Below are 15,535 nucleotides of genomic sequence, written 5' to 3'. Positions count from 1 at the left end.
GCCGGGGGTGCGGCGATCCGGGGCGATGACCTACAACAAACCGCGCGCGACGAACGCGGCCCGGGTCGCCTGGGCGGCCGGGGCGCCGTAGAGGCGTTGTGCAGCGTCCACGGTGGCCTGGGCTGCCGCCGCGAACGTGGTGTCGACCGTGAAGGCGAACTGCGCCTCCACGATCAGGGTGCTGGCTCGGGTGTCACCGAGCGCCGCCCGGATGTCCCACAGGGCGCGGGACCAGATCTCGCCGTCGGCGTGGACCTCGCCGACGACGCTCTCCGGGTAGTGCTTGGTGCCGTCGAGCCGGCGCAGGCAGTGCGGCACGGTGCTGGTATAGGAGACGGAGTCCCAGTCCGCGACGCATGCCTCCGGGGTGTGGACAGGCACCCCGGCCGCCCAGCTGCTGACCGCAACGGCCAGGTAGTCGCCGAACGCCTCACCGATCGCACCCGACTCGAGGGTCGTGCCGAAGCCGGGCACCTGGCCGTCCTGCACCGAGTGGCCGTACTCGTGCACGATGACCTCGGCGTCCTCCGCGTCGTCGACCCCGCCCTTGCCGAGGGTGATGTTGGCCTTGTCGTCGCGGAAGAATGAGTTGTCGCCGCCGTACTGGTCGATGCGGACCTCGATCCGGCGCTGGTTGACCGGCCTGAGCGTCGAGCCGAAGCCCAGGTGCTGCAGGTACCGCTGCGCGGTGGTCACCCAGTGGTAGGCCATCACCTGCTCGAACTGGTCGGCGTCGCGATGCCAGGCGGGGAACGCGCCGTCGACGGCGAGGGCCGCCTTGCCGGTGGAGCTCTTCACGACCACGTACCGGCCGGACAGCTTGCCGGAGCCGTCGAGGTCGGTGAGCGTGACCCGACGGTAGGCCGGTGCGAACGCCGGGCTGTCGGCGTCCTTCGCATCGACCAGGCTCTGCAGTCCGAGGGCCTGCACCGGATTCGGGTAGAACACGGTCGCGGTCGCCGAGTCGCCGGTCGGCGTGGCGTGCGCCGGTCCGGCCGCCCCGACGGACACGACCGTGGCCACCGCCGCGGTCAGTGCGAGGATCCTGTCCTTCATGCGCGAAGGAGCGGCGGACGCGCCGCGGGCGTTACCGGACGGCCTGGTGGACCAGGCGGACGGTCGGCTCCTTGTAGACGGCGAAGCCGCCCTTGGTGCCCTGTTTCACCTGGTACATCGCCATGTCGGCGTCGCGGAGCAGCTGCCCGCCGTCGCGGCCGCCGCCGCTGATCGCGACGCCCACGCTGGCGCCGACGCGGACCTCGGTGCCGGCGATCTCGAACGGCTCGCCGACAGCGGCGACGATGCGCTCGGCGACGCGGACGGCGACGCCGGCGTCGCCGCCGGCGATGACGACCGCGAACTCGTCGCCGCCGAGGCGGACCACGGTGTCGTCGCCGCGGACCGCGGCGAGCAGCCGGCCGGCGACGCCGATGAGGAGATCGTCGCCGGCGGCGTGGCCGAGCTGGTCGTTGACGGGCTTGAAGTTGTCCAGGTCGACCAGGAGCAGCGCCTGGTCGGCGAGCTCGCCGTCCTCGCCGGCCTCCAGCAGCTCGGTGAGCATGCGGCGGTTCGGCAGGCCGGTCAGCGGGTCGTGGGACGCCTGGTGGCGGATCAGCGCCTCGTGCTCGGCGAGCGTGTCGAGGGCGATCTGCTGCTGCTCCAGCATCTCCTCGTTGGCCTTGGTGGTGAGGCGGTGCTCGCGCTCGAAGCGGTAGAGCAGCCAGCCGATCGTGGTGACGGCGAGGGTCATGGCGACGGCGAGCGACAGGTCGGCGATGGTGTTGGCCAGCGCGGCGGCGTCGGCCGCCTGCTGCTCGATGCTGCGCAGCTGGGCGTTCAGCCGGCCGAACTGCGGCTCGGTCTGCCGCTTCTCCAGCGCCCGCGCCTCGGCGATCTTGCCGACGCCGAGCATGCCGAGCTCGGTGTCCAGCACGGCGTGGTAGGCGCTGACGCTGTCCTCGATCTGCTGCACGGTGGCGGCGTCGAGGTCGCCGAGCGCGTCGACGATGTCGCGTTCGCGGCTGCGGATCTCGCCGAGCTCGCGGGCGACCGTCACTGGCGTGTTGCGGTCGGCGACGGTCTTCCACTGCAGCGAGCTCTCCTCGTGCAGGAGCATGTTGAGCTCGCTGAGGTGTGAGCGGGTCGCCTCCTGGGACTGGCTCCTGCCGTGCAGGTACACGTTGGCGAACGTGACCCCGCCCAGGAGCACGACCGCGAGCGCCAGCACCCGCGGCCAGCGCCACCCGAGCTTCCCGACCTTCCGCATGGCATGGCTATCGGCACGCGCGCGCCGACCTTCGAGTTTTGCGCCAGAGATTCTCAGCACCAGGGGCCTCGGGACGATTGGCCCTTCATGAGGGGCTCTCCAGTGCACCGCAGCCTGAGCCGTCGCCGGCTGATCATGACCGCGGCGGCCGCCGCCGCGTCGCTCCTGCCCGCCGCGGCGTGCGGGAAGAAGGACGGCGAGGGTACGGGTGGTGTCGGGTACGCCGCCGGCCGCCCGCCCGTCACGATCGAGTTCTGGTACATGCCGTACGGCGGGCCGGTGCAGGACCAGGCGGTGATCACCGAGACCGAGGAGTTCCACAAGGCGCACCCCAACATCACGGTCAAGGCGGTCCGGGTGCCGTGGGACGAGGCGCTCACCCGGCTCAGCACCGCGTCGACCAGCGGCGAGGGCCCCGACGTGACGGTCCTGGGCACGACCTGGGTGGCGGGCTTCAGCTCGATCGGCGCGCTGCGCCCGTACAGCGCCGAGGAGATCGCGGCGGTCGGCGGCGAGGACGTCTTCGCCAAGGCGAGCTGGAGCTCCAGCCACCTGATCACGTCGCCCGACATCACGGCGCTGCCGTGGCTGATCGACATCCGCGCCCTGTTCTACCGCACGGACGTGCTGCGCAAGCTCGGCCTGGACCCGAAGGAGGCGTTCGCGACCTGGGACTCCTTCGAGGAGACCCTGCAGAAGATCAAGGCGTCCGACGCGGGGGTCGCGCCGCTCGCCATCGGCCTGCAGAACAACTTCGGCATCATCCACAACGTGGCCCCGTTCATCTGGGGCGCCGGCGGCGACCTGATCAAGGACGACGGCACGAAGTCGATGCTCGCCGAGCCCGCCGCGGTCGACGGCGTCACGTACTACCAGCGGCTCATCGGGCTCTACGACGACCCGAAGGCGATGGCGCTGTCCTCCAGCGACGTGCCGCGCGCGTTCGCCGAAGGTACCGGCGCCATCACCATCGACAACTCCCAGTCGGTCGCCGAGTTCGCCTCCGACACCTCCCGCGCCGGTCTGAAGGCGGGCTGGTCGACGGCGCCGATGCCGGCCGGGAAGGCGGGCCGGTTCGGCTTCCTGGGCGGCTCCAACCTGGGCATCCTCAAGGAGGCGAAGCACCCCGAGGCGGCGTTCGAGTTCGTCCGGTACCTGACGGGCAAGGCGAGCCAGCAGCGCTACAGCGTCAACTCGGGGCTGTGGCCGGCGCGCACCGAGGCGATCGAGGGCACCAAGCTGGCGACCGAGCCGGAGTACGCCGCGTTCCGGGAGATGATCCCGCACGGCAAGATGTACCCGTCGGTCTCGGCCTGGATCATCGTCGAGTCGGTGATCGCGAAGGACCTGCGGGAGCTGTGGAGCGCGCCCGGGGCCCTGGGCCGCAGCCAGGTCCAGGCGATCATGGCCAGGACGACCGCGGACATCGATGAAGCGCTGCGTGACCCGACGAACACGGGGATCACACCGTAACGCTTTCGGGGGTCTCGCCGCTCCTTCTCCCGTGGATGTGGTCGACCCGGTCTTCGTGGACCGCAGCGGCCGGCGCCGGAGGCTCTTCACGATCCTCGGGGCCGGCCTCGGCGTGCTGCTCGTGGCCGGTTGCGCGCTGCTGATCGCGGGGCTGCTGGGCGCCTCGCCGGTGCCGCTGCCCGGTTTGCCGGAAAACGGCCAGATGGGCCGCCACCAGGCAGGACTCGGGACGGCACCGACCAGCGGCACGCCGGCTCGGCCTTCCGCGAAGCCCACCTCGGCGCGCCCCGCCGCCGCGCCCGTGACCGGTGGCGGCGCGTCGCCCAGCCCGTCGGCGAGCGCCAGCGAGCCGCACGACAACCGCAAGACGGCGCACCCTGGCAATCCGCGACCGAGCCGGACGAAGTAACCGTGGCCCGACGCGTGTCCCACCGGGCGTCCAGGGCGCCCAGAGCGCACTGGCTGCTGCTCCTGCTCGTCATGGCGGTCCTGCTCGCCGAGCTGTGCCTCGACGGCTGGGTGCGGGGCGTGCCCGGCGCCGAGCCGTCGGCCGCCCCCGGCGAGCTGGGACCGGTGCTGCAGGTCCAGACGGACGGCACCGTGCGCTCCGCCGGGATGCCGGCCGGCGCGGTCGCGCTCACGTTCGACGACGGGCCCGACCCGCGGTGGACGCCGCTGGTCCTCGACGCGCTGCGCCGCCACCACGCGCGGGCCACGTTCTTCGTGGTCGGCTCGCGGGTGAACCGGCATCCGGAGCTGGTGCGGCGCATCGTCGCCGAAGGGCACGAGCTCGGCGTGCACACCTTCACCCACGCCGACCTGGCCGCGCTGCCCGCCTGGCGGCAGCGGCTCGAGCTCGACCTCACCCGCACCGCGATCGCCGCGGCGACCGGGCGGACCGTGCGGCTGCTGCGCCCGCCGTACCTGTCGACGCCGGAGCGGCTGCCCGCCGGGTTCCTCACCGTCATGACCGACCGCGACACGCAGGACTGGCAGCGGCCGGGCGTGGACGCCATCGTCGCCGCGGCCGCACCGGGCGGGGTCGTGCTGCTGCACGACGGCGGCGGCGACCGCACGCAGACGGTGGCCGCGGTCGAGCGGATCGCCGCCACCCCCGGGCGCCGCTTCGTCACGGTCTCCGAAGGGCTCGGCCTGCCGCCGGACGCGGCGGCCGGCACCGCAGACGTCGCCCGCGGCCACGCGCTGCGCTGGGCGCAGACCGCCGGCGGCTGGATCAGCGGCGCGATGTGGTGGCTGATCGTCGTCGCCACCGTGCTCGCCCTGGTCAGGCTCGTCGTCCAGGTGGCCATCGCCCGCCGGCACGCACGCCGCGCCGCTGCCGCCGCGGCCCGGTTGCGGTCCTTCGGCCTGGTGTCGGTCATCGTGCCGGCCTACAACGAGTCGGCGAACATCGCCGCGACGGTCCGCTCGCTGGTCGCCAACGACTACCCGGCGCTCGAGGTCGTCGTCGTCGACGACGGCTCCACCGACGACACCGCCGACGTGGTGCGCCGCCTCGCGTCGCGCGAGGGCCTGTCGAACGTCCGCCTGATCCGCCAGGCCAACGCCGGGAAGCCGGCCGCGCTCAACACCGGCATCGCGGCCGCGATCGGGGAGCTGCTGGTGCTGGTCGACGGCGACACCGTGTTCGAGCCGGACGCGACCGGCCGGCTCGTCCAGCCGTTCGCCGACCCGTCCGTCGGCGCGGTCAGCGGCAACACGAAGGTCGCCAACCGGGGCGGGCTGCTCGGCCGGTGGCAGCACCTGGAGTACGTGGTCGGCTTCAACCTCGACCGGCGCATGTTCGACCTCGGCGAGTGCATGCCGACCATCCCGGGCGCGATCGGCGCCTTCCGCCGGGCGGCGCTGCTCGACACCGGCGGGGTGCCCGCGGACACCCTCGCCGAGGACACCGACCTGACGATGGCCATCCTGCGCGCCGGGTGGCGGGTCGTCTACGCGGACCGCGCCATCGCCTGGACCGAGGCGCCGTCGTCGCTGCGGCAGCTGTGGCGGCAGCGGTACCGGTGGTGCTACGGCACGATGCAGGCGGCCTGGAAGCATCGCCGGGCCGTCCGCGAGCGCGGCCACCTGGGCCGGCGCGGCCTGGTCTACCTGGCGGTCTTCCAGATGCTCCTGCCGCTGACCGCGCCGCTCATCGACGTCTACGCCGTCTACAGCCTCCTCTTCCTGCCCTGGGCCCAGGTGGCCGCCGTGTGGTGCGGCTTCACCGCCCTGCAGGTCCTGGCCGCCGGTTACGCGCTCCGCCTCGACCGCGAATCCCTTGGGCCGTTGTGGACCGTGCCGCTGCAGCAGGTGGTGTACCGCCAGCTGCTCTACCTGGTCGTCATCCAGTCGGCCGTCGCCGCGCTGCTCGGCGGCCGGCAGCGCTGGCAGGCGTCGGCCCGCGCCGGCCTCGCCGCGGCCGCCGTCACCCCGCGCGGGCCCGCACTCCCGAACGCCTCCGTGCCGCACCGCGCGCCGCAGGCGGCCCCGGACCAGGCACCGCGGGTGGCGCACGGCTCCGAGCCACGCGCGGCGCAGGCCTTCGACCCGCGGGTGGCGCAGACCTTCGAGCCGCGTGCGACACCGGGCTTCGAGCCGCAGGTGGCGCACGGGCGGGAGCCGTGGGTGGCGCAGGGGCGGGAGCCGTGGGTGGCGCAGGGGCGGGAGCCGTGGGTGGCGCAGGGGCGCGACGGCCGGGCGTGGCCGTCGGATCTGCCGGGCCGGCCGTGACCGCCTTGGCCGGCACTCATCCGACGCCGTACTCCCACGGCTGCTCCGCGCGGCCGCCGGCAGGCGCCAACGTCAGAAGGACCGCGGACGGCGACGCCAAGCCACCCACGCAGCGCGACGCCAGGACATCCATGCAACGCGACGCCAGGACACCCGCGTACGGCGACGCCAACATGACGGCAGGTGGCAACGTCAGAAGGACCGCGGACGGCGACGCCAAGCCACCCACGCAGCGCGACGCCAGAACTCCCACGCAGGGCGACGCCACGGCATCCGCGGACAGCGCCGCCATGACGCCCGCGCGCGGTGACACCGGTACCGCGGCGGACAACGACGCCGGCAACTTGGTGGACGGCGACGCCATGACGCCCGCGGACGCCGACCTGACGGCGCGGGTCGAGCAGGAGCTGGGCGAGGCCACGCTCGACGATCGGCTGGAGGCGGCCCTGGCCGGCGCGGTCGGCGGCGACGCCACGGCCTTCGCGGAGCTGTGGCGGGCGCTGCAGCCGCTGGTGCTGCGCTACCTGCGGGTCGTCTGCGGCGACGCGGCCGAGGACGTGGCGTCCGAGACGTGGCTGCAGGCGTCCCGGGACCTGCGGCGGTTCAGCGGCGGCACGACCGCGTTCCGGGTGTGGCTCTTCCGGATCGCCCGCAACCGCGGCATCGACGAGAACCGGCGCGCGTGGCGGCGCCGCGAGGAGCCGCACCAGACCGTGCACGAGGTCCGCGAGGCGGCCGGCGAGATCGTCCGCGACGTGGCCCTGGACGCCGGCGACCGGTCCGGCACCGAGTGGGCGCTGCGGATGATCCGCACCCTGCCCCCCGACCAGGCGGAGGCGGTGATGCTGCGCGTCGTGGCCGGTCTCGACGTCGCCGGCACCGCCAAGGTCCTGGGCAAGCGCCCCGGCGCGGTCCGTGTCGCGACGATGCGAGGACTGCGCCGGCTGGCCGAACACCCCGAAGTCCAGGCGCACCGCGGCTTCGATCCGCGGGAAGGCGGCTGATCATGCCCGAAGCACCGACCCCTGACGCACTGACCCCTGACGCACCGGCCCTGGATGGACTGGCTGACGGCCTGACCCCTGACGCCGTGGAGCGCCTGCTCACCCTGCGCGAGCCGGCCGCCGAGCAGCACGCCGGCGTCGCCGCGCTGCTCGTCGCCGCCGCGGGGCCGGCCCTGCCCGCCGAGCTCACCGGCGAGGACGACACCGTGCGGGAGTTCCGCCTGGCATACCGCCGCACGTGGCGCCGGCGGCGCAACGCCCTCATCGCGTGCGCCGCCGCGGCGGTCGTGTCGCTGGGTGGCACCGCGTACGCGGCGAGCGGCGGCCCCCTGCCGGATCCCGTGCGGCGCACCGTCGAGTCGCTGTTCGGCGACGACCCGGCCGGCGCGCCGGCCACCCGGTCACCGGCCTCGCCGCCCGGGTCGACGGCCGCCGCGTCGACGCCGACGCCGGCGCGGGCGCCGTCACCGGAGGCGACCGGCCCGAGCGCCGCCCGGATCGCGGAGCTCTGCCGTGCGTGGCAGGCGAGCCGCAACGACCCGAAGGCGCCGCCGGTCACCGGTGAGGACCGCCGCACCCTCGCCCACGCGGCGAAGAGCGACACCGGGATCAACGACTTCTGCCGGGGCGTCCTCGGCCCGACATCCGCGCCCTCCACCCCGGCAGCCTCCCAGCCTGGCGCGGAGGGCTCGGACGCCACGCCCTCCACCGTGGAAGCCTCCCGGCCGGGCACGGTCAAGCCCAGCGCCGCCAAGCCCAGCCGCACCCACCCGGCCAAGGCGTCCCGCAGCTAACGCCGCGCCGCGTCCAGGGTGGCGCGGACCTCCGCGAGGAGGTCGACGAGGTGGCGCAGGCGCTCGTCGTCGAGGCCGGCGAAGGCGACCGTCGCGTCGGGGTGCATGGCGCGCATGGCCTGGCCGATCAGCTCGCCGCCGAGCGGGGTCAGCGCGACGCTGCGCCGGCGGGCGTCGCCGGGGGCGGCCTCCATCGTCACCGCGCCGCGGTCGACCAGCGTCTTGAGGGTCTTCGAGACGGCGGGCTGGTTGACCTCCATCGCGGCGGCGATGTCGCCGACCGAGCCGGGGCCGGCGTTGGCGAGGTGGAGCAGGACCGCGGTGTGGGTCATGGTCAGGCCGAGCGGGCGGAGCGCCCGGTTGAGCCGCGTCTCGGCGAGCTGGTGCGCGATCGACAGTTCGCGCATCGCCCGCCCTTGCAGCTCAGCGCGCGTCTGAGGGTTCATCCGGCAAATATATTCCATGGAACACTTGACGTCACCGCACGACCCTCGCAAGATACATTCCATGGAATTCATTGAGCGTGTGCAGCGCGCGAAGCTCCCGGTCCTCATCGGCGCCACCGCGGCCGGCTTCGTCGCCCAGCGGGTCACCCAGACGGTCCTCGACGGGTTCTACGCCCGCTCCGGCTACCCGGTGCCCTACTACGTCGGCCAGCTGTCGTTCAGCGCCGGCAAGCTCTCCGGCTGGTACACCACGATGCGGCAGGCGGGCACCCTCGGCGTCTACTGGCAGACCCAGTTCATGGACTTCACCTTCATCGCCGCCACGGCACTGTTCTTCACGGCCGCCCTCGCGCTGGTCGCCCACGCGTTCCCGGCCGGCAGCCGCGGCCGGCGGGTCGCCACCGCCGCCGTGGCGCTGGGCCCGTTCGCCCCGCTGTGCGACGTGGTGGAGAACCTGCTCTCCTTCGCCATGCTGCCCGACCCGGACTCGGTGAACCCGGTCGTCGCGGTCCTCTACTCGACCGCCGCGGCGCTGAAGTTCGCCGGGTTCTTCGCGGTGTACCTGTGGGTCCCCGCCGCTCTGGTCGCCGCGCTGGTCAGCCGGCGTCGCCGCGTGGCAGACGCATAGTGTACAGATGTACATAGCGAGTGTACGGTTGTACACATGACCGAGCGGACCATGCGGGAGCGGATGCTCGCCGGGGAGCTGTACCGCGCCGAGGACCCGCAGCTGGCGGCCGACGACGCCCGCGCGCAGGCGCTCACCCACAGGTTCAACACGATGGACCCCACCGACCACGAGGGCCTGCGGGCGGTGCTGACCGAGCTGCTCGGCGGGTTCGGCGAGGGCGCCTACGTGCGCCCGCCGCTGCGCTGCGACTACGGATACCAGACGACGTTCGGCGCCCGCGCGTTCGCCAACTGGGGGCTGGTCTGCAACGACGTCGCGACGATCACGATCGGCGACGACGTGCAGATGGGCCCCGGCGTGCAGCTGCTGACCTCCACCCACCCGCTGGAGCCCGGCCCGCGCCGCGACAAGTGGGAGGCGGCGAAGCCGATCGTCATCGGCGACAACGTCTGGCTCGGCGGCGGCGTCATCGTCTGCCCCGGTGTCACGATCGGCCCCGACACCGTCGTCGGCGCCGGTTCCGTGGTCGTCCGTGACCTCCCCGCGGGCGTCCTCGCGGTCGGCACCCCGGCCCGGATCGTCCGCCGGCTGCCTGGCCAGGATTGACGGTGGCGGCGGGAACACGGCGGCACGACCCGAACCGGAAGGACCGCATCGTCGACGCCGCGATCGCGGTGATCGCCGAGCACGGCGTCGCGGGCACCACCCACCGGCTCATCGCGGCGGCGGCGGACGTGCCGCTGGGGTCGCTGACGTACCACTTCAGCAGCCTCGACGACCTGCGGGCGCAGGCCTTCCGCCGGCACGCCGAGCGGATGTCGGTCGTCTACGAGTCGCACTTCCTGCACGTACACACGCATGAAGCGCTGATCGAGGCGGTCACCGACCTGATCCACGGCGACGCCGGCGCCGACGCCGCCGACTGGGCCATCGCCTACGAGCTCTACCTGGCCGCGCTGCGCGACCCCGAGCTGCGCACCATCACCGAGACCTGGATGCGCACCAGCCGCGCGGTCCTCGAACGCTTCGTCGACCCGACCACCGCCCGGGGCGTCGACGCCCTGATCGAGGGCCTGGTCATGCACAAGACCCTGTCCACGGCACCCGTCTCACGCGAGGAGATCCGCGTGATCGTGGCCCGGGTTCTGCACCATCCGGCACACGACCCACAGATCAACGGAGACCCGCGATGACCCTGACCGCCGGGCCGGCAGCCACCACCGACCGATCACTGCGCGCCGCGACCCGCGCCGTCTACGCCGCCTTCATCTGGTCCGGGTTCGCGATGGCGAGCTGGGCCACCCGTATCCCGCAGATCCGCGACGACCTGCGCCTCGGCCCGTCGCAGCTCGGCCTGGTCCTCGTCGCCATCGCGGTCGGGTCGATCATCTCGCTCGTCCTGTCGGGCCAGATCGTCGCCCGCCTCGGCTCCCGCGCCACGGTCTCGGCGATGGCGCTCCTGCTCACCGCCGGCCTGGCCGTCGTCGCGACCGGGTACCACCTCGGCGTGCCGCCGGTCGTGCTCGGCCTGTTCGCGTTCGGCTTCGCCAACGGGGCCTGGGACGTGGCGATGAACGTCCAGGGCGCGCTCGTCGAGCGCCGCCTCGGCCGGGCGATCATGCCGCGCTTCCACGCCGGGTACAGCGTCGGCACCGTCGCCGGCGCCCTGCTCGGCACCGCGATGGTCGCGCTGAAGGTGCCGGTCACCGCCCACCTGACCGCGTTCGCCGTGCTCGCCGGCGTCAGCACGTTCGTCATGGTCCGCGCGTTCCTGCCGGACGACGCTCCCGCGGAAGGCGGCGTGCCCGCCGGAGGCGACGCTCCGAAGAAGGGCCGGCTGCTCGAGTTCTGGACCGAGCCGCGCACCCTGCTCGTCGGCGTCTTCGTCCTGGCGTTCGCCTTCACCGAGGGCGCCGGCATCGACTGGATCGCCGTGGCCGTCATCGACGGGTACGACGCCCCGGCCGCCGTCGGCACGCTCGCCTTCACCGTGTTCCTGGCCGCGATGACCGCCGGCCGCTGGTTCGGCCCGGCGCTGCTGGACCGCTTCGGCCGCGTCCCCGTCGTGCGGGCCCTCGCCGTGATCGCCCTCGCCGGCCTGGCGCTGTTCATCTTCGGCCCCAACACCCCGACCGCGTACGCCGGCGCGCTCCTGTGGGGCACCGGCGCATCGCTCGGCTTCCCTGTCGCGATGAGCGCCGCCTCCGACGACCCGGCCAGGGCCGCGGGGCGGGTCAGCGTGGTGGCGTCGATCGGCTACTGCGCGTTCCTCGGCGGCCCGCCGCTGATCGGGCTGCTCGGCGACCACATGTCGGTCCTCCGGGCACTCATCGCGATCCCTGTCCTGCTGACCGTCGCCTTCCTGCTGGCGGGCGCGATCCGCCCGCTGCCGGATTCATCGCAGACCTCGGCCCGTGTTTGACCGCAAAAGCGATCGGGCACCCCTGAGGTAGCGGCACATCGACGCCGCTACTTCGGAAACGAGGAGGAACCGTGACCGTCACCGGAATCATCACCGCGCTGATCGTCGGTCTGATCGTGGGCGCGCTCGGCAGGCTGGTGGTCCCCGGCCGCCAGAACATCCCGATCTGGCTGACGATGGTCATCGGCGTCGTCGCCGCTCTGATCGGCACCTTCATCGCCAACGCTGTCGGCATCGCGACCGACACGCCCGGCGTCGACTGGGGCGAGCTCCTGGTCCAGGTGATCGTGGCCGCCATCGGTGTCGCGCTGGTCGCCGGCTTCGCCGGCCGGGGCCACCGAGCCCTCTGACCGCGTCTCGAGCGACCCCCGGCCATCCCCGGCCGGGGGTCGCTCGCTGTCTCCACAACGTTATCCACAGGGCCTGAGCAGGCAACCCTCCTTCGTACACATGTGCTATCCACAGGCTGTGGATGGAACGTGTGTACGAAGCGCTCGCTCGACTGGGCGTCCGATGAACGGGCGGCGGCATCGCGGTGGCCAGATCTCCGATCGTCCACGGCGGACGTCATCCGGTTGGCACTGGCGGATGCGCCGCGGGCGGCTTATCCTTGGATGCAGTAGACCGGCGCCTTCCCCCGTGGGTGCCGGTCTCACTATTTCTCCGGGGCTTCCTGTCAGCGGCTCCCACCAGCGCCGCAGCGACCGCGATCAACGCCGTTCCCCCGGTCACGCCACCCAGGGTGGCCCACGGCACCGTCACCGTCACCGCCCCGGCGACGCCCAGCAGCGTCGTCCACAGGCCGGCCACCGCGACCACCGCGACCACCACCCCGAGCAGGACGCCCAGCGCGACCGTGACCAGCGTCTCGACCGCCGTCCAGGCCAGGACCTGCCGCCGGCTGGCCCCCAGCAGACCCAGCGACCGCCGCTCCCCCGCCCGGTCCGGCGCCGCCATCAGCAGCGTGTTGACCATCGCCAGGGTGGTGTACGCGAGCACGATCCCGAGCACCACCAGCAGCCCGAGCCGGCTCGCCGAACCCTGGCCCTGGCGCGCGGCCGCCAGCCACGCCTCGCGCGTGACCGTCCGGGCCCGGTGCCCGTCCGCGGCGGCCCGCAGCGCCGCACCCGCGGTGGCCGGGTCGGTGCCGGGGCGCAGCCGCACGTACGCGACCGACGGCGGCGTCCCGGCGGACAGTGGCAGTGACAAGGGCAGGTAGGCGTCGACCGCACTCCCCGGCGGCAGCACCTCCAGGACCCGCAGGTGCGCCTCGCTGCCGTCGGCGAGCCACAACCTGGCCGTGTCGCCGGCGCGCAGCCCCCAGTCGCCGGCGACCTTGATCCCGCCGGCGGGCACGCCGTCGACCGCCGCCGCGTCGCGCCGGACCAGCGCCGTGCCGCCTTCCAGGGTGTACACGCTGGTGTCGGTGCTGAAGGTGACGTCGACACCGGGGACGCCCCGCAGCCCGGCGACGAGCTCCCGGTCCAGGCCTGGACCGGTTTCCTGGCCGTCGGGCAGGACCAGGAAGTCGGCGTGCGCGGGCCTGGCGCGCAGCACGTTCTTCGCCTCGTCGGTGAGGTCCGACGCGATGAGCAGCGACGCGGCCAGCCCGACGGTGACGAGGACGGGCGCCGCGACCGCCGCCGTCCGCCGCGCCGAGGCCGTCACGTTGCGCACCGCCAGCAGCAGGCCGGTGCCGCGCGGGACCACATCGCCGAACCGGCGGGCGACGACCGCGACGAGTGCCGGGGCGAGCAGGCCCGCGGCGGCGATCAGCAGCATCACCACCGGCATGTAGCTCTTGCGGTTGGTCGCGGCCGCCGGGTCGTCGACCGCCGTCACCGCCATCGTGACCAGCGCGGTCCCGAGGGTCAGCACGCCGGCGACCCAGCGGGCGGGCGGCATCGCCCGGGACTCCACGACCGTCTCGCGCAGCGCCTCGCCGGGGCGGACCCTGCCGGCCCGCCACGCCGCGGTGACCGCGCCGAGCAGCGCCACGGTGACGCCGGTGCCGAAGGCGGTCCACATCGGCCACCGGGCCGGGCTGACCGCGTGCACCCAGCCGGGCGCCATGCCACGCTCCCGCAGCAGGTCCAGCAGCGCCGGGGCCAGCGCGGGGCCGGCCGAGGCGCCGATCGCGGCGGCGACGAGTGCGACCGCCAGGGCTTCCCAGTACACCAGCCGCCGCACCTGACCGGGGAGCGCGCCGCCGGCCCGCAGCAGCGCGAACTCCTGCCGCCGCTGCCCGACGGCGAACGCGAACGTCGAGGCGACGACGAAGATCGCGACGAACGCGGCGAACCCCAGCGCGATGCCCACGATCGTGTTGGCGTTGTTGCGGGCCCGGCTGTCGGCGGCGCGGCCGGGGTCGAGGCGGGCGCGGTCGTCGCCGGTGAGCACCCTGGCCCGGTCGCCGACCACGGCCCGGACCCGCTCGGCGGCACCGTCGAGGACGACGGCGTCGACCTGCGGCCGCAGCTGTGCGGCGGTGGCGTCGGCGAAGAAGAGTCCTTCCTGGACGGTGCCGGTCACGGTGTACGAGCGGACCCCGTCACCCGTCACGACCCGGATCCGCGCGCCGAGCGGTGCGCCGGAGGTGGCGATCTCGTCGGGCGCGGCGGGCGCGCGGCCCGACAGCAGCGCGGGCGCGAGCGCCCACGGCCGGGCAACCCCTGAGCCGGGCGGCCCGTCGGCGAACTGCGCGGGGATGATCCGGTCGACCCGGCCGGCCGGCAGCGCCGCCACGACCTCCGCGGGCAGGCCGGGCGAGACCGCGAGGGGCTGGCTGTCGCCGCCGCGCCAGGTCGGCACGGTCAGGGTGTCGTGCGGCGCGACCACGACCGGGTAGGCCGCGTACCGCTGCGGCGGCCGGTCCGGTGCGGTGGCGGTGGTGGCGAGGACCTGCCCCATGGCGGCGATGAGGGCGCTGCCGAACGCGAGCGCGAGGAACGTCCCCACGAACGACCGCCACCGCAGCCGCAGCCCCGCGAGCGCGATGCCGATCATGCCGCGGCCATCATCTCGATGACCGCGGACGCGGTCGGGGCGGACAGTGAGCCGGACAGTCGGCCGTCGGTCAGGAACAGCACGCGGTCGGCGTGCGCGGCGGCGACCGGGTCGTGGGTGACCATGACGATCGTCTGGTGGTGCTCATCGACGAGGTTCCGCAGCAGCCGCAGCACGTCGCGGCCCGTGTTGGTGTCCAGCGCGCCGGTCGGCTCGTCGGCGAAGAGGACCGCCGGGCCGGTGACGAGGGCCCGGGCGATCGCGACCCGCTGCTGCTGCCCGCCGGACAGCTGCTGCGGCCGGTGCCCGCCGCGGTCGGCGAGGCCGACGGCGGCCAGGGCCCGGTCGACCGTGCCGCGGCCGGGGCGGCGGCCGGCGAGGCGCAGCGGGAGGCCGACGTTCTGCCGGGCGGTGAGCGCGGGCAGCAGGTTGAACGCCTGGAACACGAAGCCGATCCGCTCGCGGCGCAGCAGCGTGAGGCGGCGCTCGCTGAGCCCGGTGAGGTCCTGCCCGGCGACCGTGACCCGGCCGGCGTCGGGCCGGTCGAGCCCGGCGGCGCACTGCAGCAGCGTCGACTTGCCGGAGCCGGGCGGCCCCATCACCGCCGTGAACGTGCCCCGCGCGAACGCGACCGTGACCGCATCCAGCGCGGTGGTCTTTCCGTACCGCCTGGTGACGGCGTCGAGCTCAACCATGCCGCCGACCGTACGAGCGGCGGGCGCGGTCGCGGTACCGGACAGGTGACCAGTACCCTCGG

The 15,535-nt window shown here is 74.0% G+C and carries 15 protein-coding genes; 10 read left to right on the top strand and 5 right to left on the bottom strand.

Translation table 11 applies throughout. The features are described from left to right. Positions 1-30 precede the first annotated feature (30 nt). Together ACFY3L_RS29840 and ACFY3L_RS29835 are read right to left on the bottom strand one after the other, a co-directional pair. A complete protein-coding gene (locus tag ACFY3L_RS29840) occupies positions 31-1,056 on the bottom strand; it encodes a M4 family metallopeptidase (RefSeq protein ID WP_389331162.1) in 1,026 nt (341 codons plus the stop codon). Positions 1,057-1,087: 31 nt separating this feature from the next. Further along, a complete protein-coding gene (locus tag ACFY3L_RS29835) occupies positions 1,088-2,266 on the bottom strand; it encodes a diguanylate cyclase domain-containing protein (protein ID WP_389331159.1) in 1,179 nt (392 codons plus the stop codon). Positions 2,267-2,353: 87 nt separating this feature from the next. On the opposite strand from ACFY3L_RS29835, the gene ACFY3L_RS29830 reads away from it, so the two are divergent. The 5 genes from ACFY3L_RS29830 (at position 2,354) to ACFY3L_RS29810 (ending at position 8,273) form a co-directional block, all read left to right on the top strand. Continuing rightward, positions 2,354-3,739 (top strand): extracellular solute-binding protein, encoded by a 1,386-nt coding sequence (locus tag ACFY3L_RS29830; protein WP_389331156.1) that lies wholly within the window; start codon positions 2,354-2,356, stop codon positions 3,737-3,739. 31 nt (positions 3,740-3,770) lie between these two features. Continuing rightward, the gene (locus ACFY3L_RS29825) at positions 3,771-4,148 is read left to right on the top strand and encodes a hypothetical protein (RefSeq protein WP_389331153.1); all 378 of its coding nucleotides are present in this window, start codon (positions 3,771-3,773) and stop codon (positions 4,146-4,148) included. 2 nt (positions 4,149-4,150) lie between these two features. Beyond that, a complete protein-coding gene (locus tag ACFY3L_RS29820; RefSeq protein ID WP_389331150.1) occupies positions 4,151-6,475 on the top strand; it encodes a glycosyltransferase in 2,325 nt (774 codons plus the stop codon). 131 nt (positions 6,476-6,606) lie between these two features. Further along, positions 6,607-7,479, top strand: a complete 873-nt coding sequence (locus tag ACFY3L_RS29815; protein ID WP_389331147.1) for an RNA polymerase sigma factor — start codon at positions 6,607-6,609, stop codon at positions 7,477-7,479. Between the two features lie 2 nt (positions 7,480-7,481). After that, positions 7,482-8,273, top strand: coding sequence for a hypothetical protein (locus ACFY3L_RS29810; RefSeq protein ID WP_389331144.1), 792 nt, complete (start codon positions 7,482-7,484; stop codon positions 8,271-8,273). Here the strand turns inward: ACFY3L_RS29810 and ACFY3L_RS29805 are convergent. Then, a complete protein-coding gene (locus ACFY3L_RS29805) occupies positions 8,270-8,719 on the bottom strand; it encodes a MarR family winged helix-turn-helix transcriptional regulator (RefSeq protein WP_389331141.1) in 450 nt (149 codons plus the stop codon). The genes ACFY3L_RS29810 and ACFY3L_RS29805 overlap by 4 nt on opposite strands. 61 nt (positions 8,720-8,780) lie before the next feature. On the opposite strand from ACFY3L_RS29805, the gene ACFY3L_RS29800 reads away from it, so the two are divergent. The 5 genes from ACFY3L_RS29800 to ACFY3L_RS29780 all read left to right on the top strand — a co-directional run bounded on the left by ACFY3L_RS29800 (position 8,781) and on the right by ACFY3L_RS29780 (position 12,122). Then, positions 8,781-9,347, top strand: a complete 567-nt coding sequence (locus ACFY3L_RS29800; RefSeq protein WP_389331138.1) for a hypothetical protein — start codon at positions 8,781-8,783, stop codon at positions 9,345-9,347. Between the two features lie 36 nt (positions 9,348-9,383). Further along, on the top strand, positions 9,384-9,956 hold the full coding sequence (locus tag ACFY3L_RS29795; RefSeq protein WP_389331135.1) for a sugar O-acetyltransferase: 573 nt from the start codon (positions 9,384-9,386) through the stop codon (positions 9,954-9,956). A 2-nt stretch (positions 9,957-9,958) separates the two neighbouring features. Beyond that, complete coding sequence (locus ACFY3L_RS29790) at positions 9,959-10,543, top strand: TetR/AcrR family transcriptional regulator (protein WP_389331132.1); 585 nt, start codon at positions 9,959-9,961, stop codon at positions 10,541-10,543. Beyond that, positions 10,540-11,772: an MFS transporter gene (locus tag ACFY3L_RS29785; RefSeq protein ID WP_389331129.1), complete on the top strand. Its 1,233-nt coding sequence runs from the start codon at positions 10,540-10,542 to the stop codon at positions 11,770-11,772. The genes ACFY3L_RS29790 and ACFY3L_RS29785 overlap by 4 nt, the downstream gene beginning before the upstream one ends. A gap of 71 nt (positions 11,773-11,843) precedes the next feature. Continuing rightward, a complete protein-coding gene (locus ACFY3L_RS29780) occupies positions 11,844-12,122 on the top strand; it encodes a GlsB/YeaQ/YmgE family stress response membrane protein (protein WP_344515253.1) in 279 nt (92 codons plus the stop codon). A 217-nt stretch (positions 12,123-12,339) separates the two neighbouring features. On the opposite strand, the gene ACFY3L_RS29775 is transcribed toward ACFY3L_RS29780, so the two are convergent. Next, the gene (locus ACFY3L_RS29775) at positions 12,340-14,778 is read right to left on the bottom strand and encodes an FtsX-like permease family protein (RefSeq protein WP_389331125.1); all 2,439 of its coding nucleotides are present in this window, start codon (positions 14,776-14,778) and stop codon (positions 12,340-12,342) included. Then, the gene (locus ACFY3L_RS29770) at positions 14,775-15,473 is read right to left on the bottom strand and encodes an ABC transporter ATP-binding protein (protein WP_389331122.1); all 699 of its coding nucleotides are present in this window, start codon (positions 15,471-15,473) and stop codon (positions 14,775-14,777) included. Before ACFY3L_RS29770 ends, ACFY3L_RS29775 begins: the two co-directional genes overlap by 4 nt. Between the last annotated feature and the right edge of the window lie 62 nt (positions 15,474-15,535).

Origin of the sequence: Dactylosporangium sp. NPDC000521 (genome assembly GCF_042898305.1) — a bacterium.
In the GTDB taxonomy this organism is placed as follows: domain Bacteria; phylum Actinomycetota; class Actinomycetes; order Mycobacteriales; family Micromonosporaceae; genus Dactylosporangium.
The sequence above is the reverse complement of the archived record's forward strand: the minus strand, read 5'-3'. Positions and strand labels throughout refer to the sequence as shown.